At 70.0% G+C, this 12,992-nt stretch carries 12 protein-coding genes; 6 read left to right on the top strand and 6 right to left on the bottom strand.

Annotated elements, in window-relative coordinates; translation table 11 throughout:
• Positions 1–13: 13 nt before the first annotated feature.
• From ACLII4_RS09020 to ACLII4_RS09010, 3 genes are all read left to right on the top strand, one after another.
• A complete protein-coding gene (locus ACLII4_RS09020) occupies positions 14–772 on the top strand; it encodes a DapH/DapD/GlmU-related protein (RefSeq protein WP_412067057.1) in 759 nt (252 codons plus the stop codon).
• 179 nt (positions 773–951) lie between these two features.
• Positions 952–2,085, top strand: a complete 1,134-nt coding sequence (locus ACLII4_RS09015) for a DegT/DnrJ/EryC1/StrS family aminotransferase (protein WP_412067056.1) — start codon at positions 952–954, stop codon at positions 2,083–2,085.
• A gap of 27 nt (positions 2,086–2,112) precedes the next feature.
• The gene (locus ACLII4_RS09010; RefSeq protein ID WP_412067055.1) at positions 2,113–3,141 is read left to right on the top strand and encodes a Gfo/Idh/MocA family protein; all 1,029 of its coding nucleotides are present in this window, start codon (positions 2,113–2,115) and stop codon (positions 3,139–3,141) included.
• Here ACLII4_RS09010 and ACLII4_RS09005 read toward each other — a convergent pair.
• Complete coding sequence (locus tag ACLII4_RS09005; RefSeq protein WP_412067054.1) at positions 3,138–4,316, bottom strand: pyridoxal phosphate-dependent aminotransferase; 1,179 nt, start codon at positions 4,314–4,316, stop codon at positions 3,138–3,140. The genes ACLII4_RS09010 and ACLII4_RS09005 overlap by 4 nt on opposite strands.
• A 179-nt stretch (positions 4,317–4,495) precedes the next feature.
• On the opposite strand from ACLII4_RS09005, the gene ACLII4_RS09000 reads away from it, so the two are divergent.
• Together ACLII4_RS09000 and ACLII4_RS08995 are read left to right on the top strand one after the other, a co-directional pair.
• Positions 4,496–5,923, top strand: coding sequence for a DUF4139 domain-containing protein (locus tag ACLII4_RS09000; RefSeq protein ID WP_412067053.1), 1,428 nt, complete (start codon positions 4,496–4,498; stop codon positions 5,921–5,923).
• Positions 5,924–5,989: 66 nt separating this feature from the next.
• On the top strand, positions 5,990–7,285 hold the full coding sequence (locus ACLII4_RS08995; RefSeq protein WP_412067052.1) for an exo-beta-N-acetylmuramidase NamZ domain-containing protein: 1,296 nt from the start codon (positions 5,990–5,992) through the stop codon (positions 7,283–7,285).
• Between the two features lie 231 nt (positions 7,286–7,516).
• On the opposite strand, the gene ACLII4_RS08990 is transcribed toward ACLII4_RS08995, so the two are convergent.
• The 4 genes from ACLII4_RS08990 to ACLII4_RS08975 all read right to left on the bottom strand — a co-directional run bounded on the left by ACLII4_RS08990 (position 7,517) and on the right by ACLII4_RS08975 (position 10,268).
• A complete protein-coding gene (locus ACLII4_RS08990; protein ID WP_412067051.1) occupies positions 7,517–8,410 on the bottom strand; it encodes a hypothetical protein in 894 nt (297 codons plus the stop codon).
• Positions 8,411–8,547: 137 nt separating this feature from the next.
• Complete coding sequence (locus tag ACLII4_RS08985) at positions 8,548–9,099, bottom strand: hypothetical protein (RefSeq protein ID WP_412067050.1); 552 nt, start codon at positions 9,097–9,099, stop codon at positions 8,548–8,550.
• 321 nt (positions 9,100–9,420) lie between these two features.
• Positions 9,421–9,984 carry a hypothetical protein gene (locus ACLII4_RS08980; protein ID WP_412067049.1) on the bottom strand — a complete coding sequence of 188 codons (564 nt, stop codon included), beginning with the start codon at positions 9,982–9,984 and terminating at the stop codon, positions 9,421–9,423.
• Positions 9,984–10,268, bottom strand: a complete 285-nt coding sequence (locus tag ACLII4_RS08975; RefSeq protein ID WP_412060245.1) for a DUF3098 domain-containing protein — start codon at positions 10,266–10,268, stop codon at positions 9,984–9,986. The genes ACLII4_RS08980 and ACLII4_RS08975 overlap by 1 nt, the downstream gene beginning before the upstream one ends.
• A 326-nt stretch (positions 10,269–10,594) precedes the next feature.
• Here ACLII4_RS08975 and dacB point away from each other — a divergent pair, with 326 nt between their 5' ends.
• The gene (gene dacB, locus ACLII4_RS08970; RefSeq protein WP_412067048.1) at positions 10,595–12,052 is read left to right on the top strand and encodes a D-alanyl-D-alanine carboxypeptidase/D-alanyl-D-alanine-endopeptidase; all 1,458 of its coding nucleotides are present in this window, start codon (positions 10,595–10,597) and stop codon (positions 12,050–12,052) included.
• A gap of 101 nt (positions 12,053–12,153) precedes the next feature.
• On the opposite strand, the gene ACLII4_RS08965 is transcribed toward dacB, so the two are convergent.
• A complete protein-coding gene (locus tag ACLII4_RS08965; protein ID WP_412067047.1) occupies positions 12,154–12,978 on the bottom strand; it encodes a hypothetical protein in 825 nt (274 codons plus the stop codon).
• Between the last annotated feature and the right edge of the window lie 14 nt (positions 12,979–12,992).

Raw genomic sequence — 12,992 nt, 5'->3', positions numbered from 1 at the left:
CCCCCGATCCACCGTGCCCGCCCACCCCACCGCCGTCGTCGACCCGTCCGCCTCTGTCGCCGACGCGAGTGTGGGGCCGTTCTCCGTGATCGGGGCGGGCGTGGTGCTCGGCGCGGGCGCCGACATCGGGGCGCACGTCGTGCTCCACGCCGACTGCCGGATCGGGGCAGGCGTCCGCATCGACGACCACGCGGTCGTGGGGAAGCGGCCGATGCGGGCGCGCCGGAGCGCGACGACGGCCGAGGCCCCCCAGCTGGCGCCGGCCGTCGTCGGCGACGACACGATCGTGGGGACCGGCGCGGTCGTCTACCGAGGCGCGACGCTGGGGCGCGCGGTGCTGGTGGCCGACTACGCGACGGTGCGCGAGCGAGTGACGGTCGGCGACGAGACCATCGTGGGCCGTGGGGTCGCCATCGAGAACGACACGACGGTCGGAGCGCGGTGCAAGCTGGAGACGAACGCCTACCTCACGGCCTACTCGACGGTCGAGGACGACGTGTTCGTGGCGCCGGGTGTGCTGACGAGCAACGACGACTTTCTGGGACGCACGGAGGCGCGGAAGGCCGCGTTCGGGGGCCCGACGATCCGCGCCAGCGCTCGCCTCGGGGTCGGCGCCGTCGTGCTGCCCGGCCGCGAGATCGAGTCGGAGGCCGTGGTCGGGGCGGGCGCGGTCGTCACCGAGACCGCCAGCAGAGGGCGCGTCTACGTGGGGGTGCCGGCAAAAGACACGCGAGCGGTGGCCCCGGAGCAGTTGCGCGAGAACGGCGGATGAGGGCACGGGGCGAGGGGCCGATTTGCGCACCCGCGTTGTGCCCTTCTGGACCCGACCGACCCATCCCACCCCCTGCGCGCTGCTCGCTGCTCGCTGCCCTCTGGTCGCCGGCGCCCGCTTCACGATGCGTCCGCACGGGCCCGGGTACCTTCGGCCGCCCCCCCACCGACGCCCCCGCCATGTCCCTCCAGATGGTCGACCTCCGCGCACAGCTCGCGGCCACTCGGCCCGAGATCGACGCCGCCATCGCCGCCGTGCTCGACCGGGGCGCGTTCGTGCGCGGCCCCTTTGTGGCCGCCTTCGAGTCGGAGATCGCGGCGTACACCGAGGCGCTCGGCGCCGAGGATGTCCTCTCGCTCGGCGTCGCAAACGGCACCGATGCGCTACAGATCGCGCTGATGGCGCTCGACGTGGGGCCCGGCGACGAGGTCGTCTGCCCGGCGTTCACGTTCGTCGCGACCGCCGAGGCGGCGGCGCTGCTCGGCGCCACGCCCGTTTTCGTCGACATCGACCCGGAGACGTTCAACCTCGACCCGGCCAAGCTCCAAGCCGCGCTGAGCGTCCGGACGAAGGCCGTCGTGCCGGTCCACCTCTTTGGCCAGTGCGCCGACATGACCGCCATCCGCGCGGTCTGCGACCCGGTCGGCATCCCGGTCGTCGAGGACATGGCGCAAGCGGTCGGGGCAACGTGGAGCGGGCAGCCGGCCGGGACGCTGGGAGCGGTCGGGACGCTGTCGTTCTACCCCTCCAAAAACCTGGGCGCCTTCGGCGACGGCGGCGCGATTCTGACGACCGACGAGGCGCTGGCGACGCGCGTCCGGCAGATCGCGAATCACGGCGCGGCCAAGAAGTACCACCACACGGCGGTCGGCGTGAACAGCCGGCTCGACGCGATCCAGGCGGCCATCCTGTCGGTCCACCTCGGCCACCTCCCCGAGTGGACGGAGGCGCGGCGCGCGGCGGCGGCGTGCTACGACGCCCTGCTGGCGGACGTGGACGGTGTGACGCGGCCCATACGTCGGCCCGAGGCGCGCCACGTCTTTCATCAGTACACCGTCCGCCTCCCGGCCGACGCCCGCGACGCCGTGCGCGCATCGCTGACCGAGGCGGGCGTGCCGACGATGGTCTACTACCCGGAGCCGCTGCACCGGATGGGCCCGTATGTCAGCGACGTGTCGCTGCCCGAGACCGACCGCGCCTGCGCCGAGGTCTTGTCGCTGCCGATGCACCCGTACCTCTCGACCGACGACTGCGCGTTCGTCGCGCGCGCCCTCACCGATGCGCTCGCAGCGGCCCGCCAGGTCACGGCCTAACCGCGCCCGCCCCTCTCCCCCGTCCGCATGTCGTCGTTCTCCTTTTCCGACGAGCTCCACGTCGCCCAGATCGGCGTCGGCCGGTGGGGCCGGAACCTGCTGCGCAATCTGGTGGCCGTCGACGGCGTCGAGGTGGTCGCCGTGTGCGACGCCTCGGACCCGGCGCTGGCGGAGGCCGCGCGGCTGGCGCCGAACGCCCGGGCGCACCGGAACGCGGAGGCCGTGTTCGAGGACGAGCACGTCGACGCCGTCGTGATCGCGACCGAGACGCCGCTGCACGCGCCGCTCGCCGAGGCCGCGCTCCGCGCGGGCAAGCACGTGTTCGTGGAGAAGCCGCTCGCGCAGTCCGTCGCCGACGCCGAGCGGCTGGTGGCGCTGGCCGAAGAACGCGACCGGCGGCTGATGGTGGGGCACCTGCTGCGCTACCACCCCGCGTTCCGGCACGTCGAGGACGCCGTCGCGGCGGGCGAGTTGGGCGACTTGCGCTACCTCTACAGCGTGCGCGTCAACCTGGGCGTGGTCCGCCAGCAGGAGAACGCGTTCGAGAGCCTGGCCCCGCACGACCTCGCCGTGGCGCGGGCCCTCCTCGGCGACGCCGTCGCGGTGACGGCCACCGGGCGTGACTTTCTGCAGGACGGCGTCGAGGACGTGGTCTTTGCGACGGTCGAGTACCCGGAGGGCCGGCTGGCGCACGTCCATGCGTCGTGGCTCGACCCGCACAAGGTCCGCCGGACGACCGTCGTGGGGACGCAGAAGATGGCCGTGATCGACGATATGGAGGCCTCCGAGAAGGTCCGCGTCTACGACAAAGGCGTCGACGAGATCGCCGGGACGGCGGACGTGGCGGGCGCGCTGGCCGTCCGCTCGGGCGACATCGCCGTGCCCCGGATCCCGGCGGGCGAGCCGTTGCGCAGGGAGGTCGAGGAGTTCGTCGCGGCGATCCGCGAGCACCGCGCGCCGCTGACGGACGGGGTCGACGGGCTGGAGGTCGTCCGCGTGCTGGAGGCGGCGAAGACGTCGCTGACAGAGGGCCGGCGCGTCGAGATCGCGCGCTAGCCGAAGGCGGCGACGAGCCGGTCGCAGGCGTCGTCGAGGACGGCGTCCTCCTTGGCGTAGCAGAAGCGGAGCGAGCCGTCGCCATCCGCCGGGTCGCCGAAGAACGACGGCCCGGGGACACACGCGACGCCCGCGCGCTCGATGAGCGTGTCAGTCGCCGCGCGCGCGCTTTCGAAGCCCGGCGTGCCGCGTCGGTCGCCGAGTCCCGCGAGCACGTAGTAGGCGCCCTCGGGCGGGTCGGCGTCGAAGCCGCAGGCGCGGAGGGCGGCCACCATCCGGGCCCGCTTGCGGGTGTAGGCCGCCAGCATCTCGTCGTAGTAGGCGTCCGGCATCGGGAGCGCCGCCGCGAGCCCGTGCTGGAGCGGCGCGGGCGCGCAGATGTAGACGAGGTCGTTGACGAGGCCCATCTTGGCGGCGACGACCTCGGGCGCGATCGCGTAGCCCAGCCGCCAGCCGGTCATGTTGAACGTCTTCGAGAAGCCGGACAGCGTGACCGTCCGCTCAAACGCGCCGGGCAACGAGGCGGGCGAGACGTGCTCGCGCCCGTCGTAGACCATGTGCTCGTAGATCTCGTCGGTGATCACCCACAGGTCGCGCTCGCGAGCCACGGCATACAGCGCCTCGATCTCGGCGCGCGTCCACACCTTGCCGGAGGGATTCGCGGGCGTGCAGACGACGACGGCCTTGGTGCGCTCGGTAACGGCTTGCGCGAGGGCGTCGGGGTCGAAGGCCCAGCGCGCGCCGTCGCGCACGAGCGGGACGGTCACGGGACGGACGCCGTGCAGGCGGAGGAGCCCGGCGTGGTAGCCGTAGAACGGCTCGAACAGGACGACCTCGTCGCCGGCCTCGCACAGCGTCAGGACCGCCGAGACGAAGGCGCCCGTCGACCCGTTCGACACGACGACGTGCTCGGAATCGACGTCGGCGATGCCGTTGAAGGACAGCGCCTTGGCGGCGATGGCCTCGCGCAGGGAGCGAATGCCGTTGTACGCCGTGTAGATCGACGTTTTGCGGTCGTTCAGCGCCTCGACGGTCGCCTCGACGATGGGCGCGGGCGTGGCGAGGTCACAGATGCCCTGGCCCAAGTTGACGCCGCCGACGCGGTTGACGGCGAAGGTGACGGCCCGGATGTCGGACTGGCGGAGGGCGTCGGTGCGGGCGGCGAGCGGCTTCATCGGTCGGAGGCGGGATGGGCGAAGGTACCGGCCTCTCCCCTCTCCTCGGCCTGATCGCGACCGCGCCCCGGCCGCCCCGCTCGGCGCCGACGCAGGGTGGACGAACGAGGCGGCTGTTGGCGGGCAGAGACTTTCCGACCGGCTCGCGCGTCTGTAGGGCCCCATCCCCCCCGTCTCGAATGCGCGCGCTCACGCTGGCTCTCGTCGCCCTTCTCGCCGTCCCTGCCCTCGCTCAGGACACGGTCGTCTCTCTCCCCGAATCTCGGGAGGCCGTTTCGCTGACCGTCTACAACGGCGGGTTCGCGGTCGTGCGCGAGGTGCGTCCCCTCGTGCTCCGGCGCGGCGTCCAGGCCGTCCGGTTCGAGGGCGTGCCCCAGCAGATCGACCCGACGAGCCTGTCGCTCGTCTCGCTCACCGAGCCAGGTGGGCTGTCGGTCCTGGAGCAGAACTACCAGTACAACCTCATCGGCACCAACTCCGTGCTCGACGCCGCCGTCGGCCAGCGCGTCCGGATCATCCGCCAGCTAGGCGACCGGACCGCCGTCGACACGGGCGTGCTGCTCAGCCAGCCGAGCCAGGGCCGCATCATCCGGCTCGACGACGGCCGCGTGCTCGTCAACCCCGAGGGGACGATCGAGCTGCTGGGCCTGCCCGAGGGCCTGCTCTCGCGCCCGTCGCTGCTGTGGCGGCTGGCGTCGGAGCAGGCGGGCACGCAGCGCGTTGAGGCGCGCTACATGACCGAGGGGATCACCTGGAAGGCCGACTACGTGGCCGTCGTCAACGAGGCCGAGACGGACGTGGACGTGACGGGCTGGGTGACACTCGCCAACCACTCGGGCGCGAGCTACCCCGACGCCAGCTTGCAGCTTATCGCGGGCGAGGTGCGGCGCGTGCGGCCCAACCCGCCGGCGCCGATGATGGCGCGCGGCTACGCGGCCGAAGCCGTGATGGACGCGGCGGCGCCCCAGCAGGAGGCCTTTTTCGAGTACCACCTCTACACCTTCCCCACCCCGACGACGATCGCCGAGCGCGAGACCAAGCAGCTCGAGCTCCTCTCCGCGAGCGACGTGGGCGTCGAGCGGCGCCTGATCTTCGACGGGACCGGCAGCTACTTCCCGTTCCACCGCCAGCGCCCGCCCGGCGCCGTCGGCGACGAAATGGCGGCGGCGGTCGTGCTGGAGGTCGAGAACGCCGAGGCCAACAACATGGGGATGCCGCTCCCCGCGGGCACCGTCCGCGTGTACAAGGCCGACCGCCGGGGCAACTTGCAGTTCCTGGGCGAGGACGCCATCGGCCACACGCCGCGCGACGAGACCGTCCGCTTGTACATCGGCGACGCCTTCGACGTGGTCGGCACGCGGCGCGAGATGGCGAACCGGCGCATCAACGACCGGACCTATGAGGTCACCATCGAGGTCGAGGTCCGTAACCGCAAGGAGGTCTCGACGACGGTCGACGTGATCGAGCGCGTGTTCTGGGGCGAGTGGACGATCCGCGAGTCGACGCACGAGCACGAGCGGCTCGACGCGCGCACGGCCCTCTTCCCGGTGACGCTGGGCGCGGGCGAGACCGAGACCGTCCGCTACACGGCGCGGATCCGGAACTAGCGAGCGCGGGGCAAGAGGGACGGGGCACGGGGGTTTAACCTTCCACGCCCCGTCCCCCCCCTGCCGATGACGCCCGCTCCCCTCCTCGTTCTCGTCGCGCTGGCGGCCTGCCTCGCCGCTCCCGTCGACGAGCCCCGCGCCTCGGCGCCGACCCTCCGTGCTCCCGACGCCGCCGTCGTCACGGGTGCCCAGCGCCTGGTGGCCGAGCGGTTCGCGCCGCTCGATGGGATGCGGGTCGGGCTCGTGACGAACCACACGGCACGCGTGGACACCGCCGACGGCGGGCCGGCGCACCTGATCGACCGGCTCCACGCCGCGCCGAACGTGCTCGTCGGCGCGCTGTTCGGGCCCGAGCACGGGATCCGCGGCGACGCCGAGGCGGGCGCGGGCGTCTCGGGCGGGCGCGACGGCACGACGGGCGCGCCGGTCTACAGCCTGTACGGCTCATCGAAAAAGCCGACCCAGCGCCAGCTCCGCGGCCTCGACGCGCTCGTGTTTGACATGCAGGACGTCGGCGCGCGGTTCTACACCTACATCTCGACGATGGGCTACGCGATGCAGGCGGCGGCCGAAGCCGGCATCCCGTTCGTCGTCCTCGACCGCCCCAACCCCATCGGCGACCGGGCCGAGGGGTTCGTGCTGGAGCCGCGCCAGCAGTCGTTTGTCGGCCTGTACCCGATCCCCGTCACGCACGGGCTGACGGTCGGCGAGCTGGCCCGGATGATCGTCGGCGAGGGCTGGCTGCCCGGGCTCGACGGCCTGGACCTGCGCGTGGTCGAGATGACGGGCTACGCGCGCGGGATGGCGTGGGAGGAGACGGGGCTGGCGTGGGTGCCGCCGTCGCCGAACGTGCCGGACGTGGAGACGGCGCGCGTGTACCCGGGCACGGCCCTTTTCGAGGGCACGACCGCCAGCGAGGGGCGCGGCACGAGGGTCCCGTTTACGCACGTCGGCTCGCCGTGGGCGGACGGGGAGGCGCTGGCGGCGGAGCTCAACGGCGCCGGGCTGGCGGGCGTCCGCTTCGAGCCCGCGACGTTCGTGCCGGTCGACCTGCCCGGGCAGGCGACGAATCCGAAATGGGAGGGCGAGACCGTGCGCGGCGTCCGGCTCGTGGTGACGAATGCGGCCGCGTTCCGGCCCGTTGCGACGGGCGTGTACGTGGTGGACGCCGTCTACCGGCAGGCCCCGCGCGGCGCGCACGGCGCATTCTTAAAAGCCGACTGGCTGGCGAAGCTGGCGGGCACGACGCGCTTGCGCCAGATGTGGCTCGACGGGCGCGGGGCGGCCGAGATCGTGGCAGCGTGGGCCGACGAGGCGGCGGCGTTCGCGGCGCGGTCGGAGGGGTACCGGATCTACGAGTAGGGGCTGGCGCCAGCGGGACGACTAGGCCGCTCTCAGCCGGCAACGGGGAGCCTGAGAGCTTGCCAATCGCGTTCACGCAGATGCCGCTGTGTAGTAGAGCAGTTCGCGGCTCAACCTCTAAAGTGTAACGCCCACTGGCAGTGGCTCGGAGCGCAGGATACGCCAACGATCGGACAATGCTAGGACGCTAAAGCCCCTCGTCGGCGTGCAGCCGCAGGCTAGGCAGCTCTACTACAAATAGTTGTAATATTCAATCAGTTGCCTGTGATAATCTAGATTTAAGCTTCGTCCGTGCACCTCTCCTATCTTTTTGGCGAATGCCTTGTGCTCAGTTTCGTGTTTTGGATGGAACGACTTGTCCCAGTTATGATAAAAATACACGGACTCATAGTCACCAATGTGTAATGGCCCCAACTGCTTGTCTACGGCCTTCGCCACTCGGTCAGCTAGCGCAAGGGTCTTGACCAGCTTCAACTCCGACACCTTCTTCAAAGGCTTGGGGTTCGTGTCGAGCAGGTTGTCGTAGTCGTCGCTGGCACGCCCAAATGTGTGAGTGACGCCATTGCGGGCTCTCCTCAGGTCCTCTAACGCTTTGACGGAGGTAGTGATTGCGGCCGGTGCGGTCCCAAAATATCGAACGTACTTGGCGATGCGCTTGCCCCAGTCGCCGATCACAACCTCGGTTGCCTCGTCCCTAAATGAGTATTTAGGATTGGATTTAAGAAAGGCTACGCCGTCAACGGCCTTGCTAACCCCGTTGGTGATGCCGGGGTCGGATTCGAGGGCCAGCCTGATGACAGTTTTAAGATACACCTCCATATATCCTGTAATCGCGACCAGACTACTGAGCCTCACCCAGTTGCAAAAGCTGTCGTATTGACTAGCCCACTGTCCGAGAGGAATATCCAAATTGGAATTCGCCGGATCGTCGAGCGAAAACAAGACACTGGTGTGGTCCGTCTCGTCAAAAGGCTTAGTCGCGGCGAAGGCGAAATTGGCAACACCGACATGAGACCAGTATAACTGATTGATCTGCGTATGGTGGCGCTGAAACAGCCTGTATGCCCATGTCCTGTTCCAACCCAGCTTCCACCTGTCAAACTTGTCGGGGCTCGGAGATGTCATAGGGGTTTAAAGGCTGCCTAACAGGTGACCGTTCAGCCGCGGTACGCTGGTGGCTTGCGGGTAGAACGAGGCAAAGAAAACGCCGCCGCTTGCATGAAGCATAGCGACGGCGCGTGCTGTCGGCCTGCAGCGGTGGATTACACGGCCCCCGACTCATCGTCGACCACATCAATAGATGCTATCTCTGCAGAATCAGACATCATGTTGAACAGATCGGTTACATCCTGTAGCACCTCTGTCCTCACATAAGAGGGATTGTACCTGAAAACCGAAGTGATACTTGCGGTCTTCCTGCCCCTGCCAGAGATCTTGATATCCAGGCAGGCGGAGCGACCACCGGAACCGATACGATGGTTGCGCCCGGAACCACCAAATGTGGTCCACTGCCTAGTGGTATACATGCCCGGGTGCGGAGAAGATACACATCCGTCCTTGCAGATCTTTGAGCCACCGCTATTCCCCTTGGTGCACGAGAAATTTTTTGATTTAGTTACACTCTTTGACTCGTATTCTTCGGTTCTCTCCTCCGAAAAATCGTCCCGCAAATTGTTCAGCTCTCGCTCGATTGCCTGAAGTTTTTCCGGTAGTGACAGGTCCGGGTCGTTCTGGATCGTCTTGACGATAGTGTCTTTCTTTGCCCTGTACTCAGTCAGGTAGTCTTCGACGGGGCGGACAATGTGGTCGCTCATGGGTCAGGAGAAGGAGGCAGCAGGAGGGGGCAGCATCGGATCCCCAAGCATAAGGCAAAGATACTTGACAATCAACAGTGCCTCTCGGACGTAGCCACCGCAAAGAATCATTCCATGCTGCTAACGACTCGGCATCGGTTCGAGGCCGTGTAACCACTGCTTCAGCGGCGGGGAGAGTCACTCCATGAAGTGACCTGCTGGCAACTTTAGTGACGGCCTCTCCATATGGTGACTCCACGGCTACCTACGGACATTGGGCTGATCGGACGACCAGCACAATTTGAGGGACCGACGGCAGACGCCCGAGCGCTGAGGATCGCGCTACCCCGCGAGGTCGACGGCCACCAGGCGGTACGCCCCGTCCACCACGTCGAAGCGGAGGACGGCGGCGGACTCGGTGTCGGCCTCGTCCACGGGCACCACGGCCCCCTCCACGTCGAACCCGACGATCACCATCGCCGTGCGCGCGGTCCCCTCTCGCGCGAAGTCGCGGGCCGTGAGCGCCAGCACGCCGGCGCGGAACGGGGGCGCGAGCGCCGCCGCCAGCCGCTCGCGGTCGACGCCGTCGGTCGCCAGCCCAGCGGCCGTGCCTGCTTCGACGGCGGCGCGGAAGCGCGGAAAAAAGGCCCGGAAGTCGGGGCGGGCGGCTTGCGCGAGCGAGTCGGCGCGCAGGCTATCGCGGCGGAGCGAGTCGGCGCGCAGGGAGTCCGGGCGCAAGCGGGGGTCGACGAAGAGGCCGGAGTCGGCGTACGTCGTGTCGAGCGCGAGCGGCCGGAGGTCGGCGCGGGTGCCCACATCCGGCGCCTCGGTCACGGCGATGCCCTTGGGCTCGTCGCCCCCGCAGGCGGCGAGCGCGAGCGCAAACGCCAGGGCCGGGCGGCGCACTACGCCTCGGGCTCGGCCACGTCCGGGCCGGCGTCGCGAGGAACGCCCCAGAGCACGGCCACGGCCACGCCGAGGTACCCGCCCAGGAGGAGCAGCGGGGCGACGACGAGCGACAGCGCGCTGTCGACCGGGTTGTCGCTCGTCGCGTTGTCGACCATCATGACGGCGTAGCCGAGCACGATCAGGCCGACCGCCGCCAGCAGGAGGCGGTAGTTGAGCCGGTCGAACGGCATCGTGGTGACGCCGCGCGTCGTGGTCGGGGCGGGTCGGCGGGAGCGGGCCATGCGGGAGGGCGTGGGGGTGCCGCAAGATAGCGGGGCGCGAGTGCGGGTCGAGCGCCTGGTTGGCAAGGCCGCTGCCCGCGATAGTCCCCCTCCTGGACAGGAGGGGCTAGGGGTGGTGGATGGGCAAGCGTCGCACTCTGGCCGATCTACCCCCTCTGACTCCCCCTGTCCAGGGGGAGGACTTGTTTGTCGAGCTCCCCACAGTCTCAGAGGTCAGGGCTCGCGATCGGGAAGAGACTCCACACACCTCGCCCTCGACACCTCGACCCGGCAGGCACCACGGGTAGCTTGCGGGCGTTGCTCGCGTCCCCCCTCTCCCGTTGCCGATGTCCCGCGTTCTCGCCGCCCTGTCCATCCTTGCCGTCGTCGGCGCGGCGTTGTGGGCCGGGCCGTCGCAGGCCGACGCCGACGGCGCCGAGGCGCAGGCGCTCGCGATCGTCGACGAGATCCTCAACGACCCCGACCTGCCGTCGGCGATCTGGGGCATCGAGATCCGCGACGCGCGCGACGGGCGGCTCGTGCTGAGCCGCAACGGCGACAAAAACCTGCTGCCCGCCAGCAACCTCAAGCTGTTCACGACCGCCGCCGCGCTCGACCGGCTGGGGCCCGACTTCCGCTACACGACCCAGCTCTTCCACCTCGGCGACGTCTCCGACGACGGCACGCTCACGGGCGACCTGGTCATCGTCGGCTCCGGCGACCCGACGTTCGGGAGCGAGGGCATGGGCGACCCGTTGCGCGAGTGGGCCGCCGCGCTCGCCGAGGCGGGCGTGCAGCGCATCACCGGCCGCATCGTCGGCGACGACGACGCGTTCGAGGACGCGCGCTACGGCGAGGGCTGGGACGTGACCCACATCGCGACGGAGAACTACGCGCCGCCCGCCGGCGGGCTCGTCTGGGGCGACAACCTGGTCAGCATCCGGATCGCGGGGACGTCGCCCGGGCAGGCGCCCCAGTTCGAGTCGAACCCGCCCGGCTTCGCGACCGTCACGGGCGACGTCGTCACGCGGTCCGGCGGCGGGCGGCTCGACGTGGAGCGGACGTTGGGGACCGACGAGTTCGTCTTGCGCGGCGGCGTCCCGTCCGGGTACCGGGGCACGATCCGGGTGCCCGTCGCGAACCCGACGCTGTTCACCGTCCACGCCTTTGCGCTCCGGCTCGAAGAGGCGGGCATCGACGTGTCGCAGGCCACGCGCGTCGACGTCGACGACACCGACCGCAAGCCGGCCACCGCCGACGCCGAGCCGCTCCGAGCGTACGTCTCCCCCACGCTCGACGAGATCGTCGACCGCATCAACCGCGAGAGCGACAACCTCTACGCCGAGCAGGTCTTCCGGACGATCGGCGGGGGCGACACCGACCGCGCCGAAGACCGCGTCCAGGCGTTCGTGACCTCGACCGGCGTCGACGGCTCCGACCTCTACATCGCCGACGGCTCGGGCCTGTCGCGCAAGGACATGGTGTCGCCCGCCGCGCTGGCGTCGGTGCTCCGCGCGATGCGTCGGCACCCGGCCTCGCGGTCGTTCCTGCAGTCGCTCCCCGAGGGCGGCGCCAGCGGGTCGACGCTGCGCAACCGCCTCGGCGGGATCTCGGTCAAGGCCAAGACCGGCTCGCTGCTGGCGGTCCGCTGCCTGGCCGGCTACGTCGACGGCGCGGGCGGGACGCCGTATGTGTTCGTGCTGATGGCCAACAACTACACGACGAGCGGCGGCCAGATCGCGGGCGCGCAGGACGCCATCGTGCGCGCCCTCGCGACCGGCCAGCGCGTGCCGGCGGACGAGTAGAGCACGGAGAGCGCAAGCAGCGGCCGGCTGGCGCAAGCGACAAGGCAGTCCCAGCGGGCGCGCGCTACGGGCTCTCGTGGCGGAGCCACGCTCTCACCGCGCTACTCCCTTCCGACCCGGACCTCGTCGACGGTCAGTTCGGAGTCCATGATGCCCTCGCCGATCAGGCGCTGCTGGGCCTCCAATTCAGCCAAGCGGGCGTCGCGCTCGGGCCCGGCGGGGGAGGCCCGGGTCTGCCGGAGCGCCAGCCCGATCTGGCCGCCCATCAGCATCTTTTCGTCGCTCGAGATCCCCGCGTTGAGCCCGGTCTCGAGCTGGCGGACGGAGAACGGCAGCCGCACGCCGTCCACGTCGCGGAAGTCGGAGTAGATGATCCGGCTCGTCACCTCGAGCGTGTCGGTGGAGACGCTCTGGTAGATCTCGAAGACGTCGTAGGTGTCGGCGGCGACGTAGACGCGGAAGGCGCGCGTCGAGGCCGAGTCGGCCGGGGCGCTCCCGGGCTCGCCGACGAGCACGCCGGGGTCATCGGTGCTGAACACGTAGACCGAGCGGCCGTCGCGCTGAATGGGGCCCTGGACCTCGGCCGTGCGCAGGCCCTCCGCCAGCCGGGGCACGTTCGGGACCTGGACGAGCAGCAGCTGCGCCGCCATCGGCACCTCGCCGTCGCCGACGGCCGAGATCTGGGGCGACCCGAAGCGGTCGAGACCGGTCGAGTCGTCCTCGGCCGCGACGTAGCGGGCCTCGGCGCCGGCGGCCACGACCGTGAAGTCGTCGACCCCACCCAGGCTCTCCTGGTACTGCTCCAGCATGGCGTTCGCGACGGCCGCGGCGTTCACGGTCCCGTCCGCGTTCGGGGCCGGCGCGTCGGCGGCGTCGCCGCAGGCGGCGAGGGCGAGGAGGGCGGCGACGGCGAAGATCCGGGGCATGAGCGTCTGCAAGG

It is taken from the genome of Rubrivirga aquatilis (assembly GCF_046845665.1).
Taxonomy (GTDB): Bacteria; Bacteroidota; Rhodothermia; order Rhodothermales; family Rubricoccaceae; genus Rubrivirga.
The sequence above is the reverse complement of the archived record's forward strand: the minus strand, read 5'-3'. Positions and strand labels throughout refer to the sequence as shown.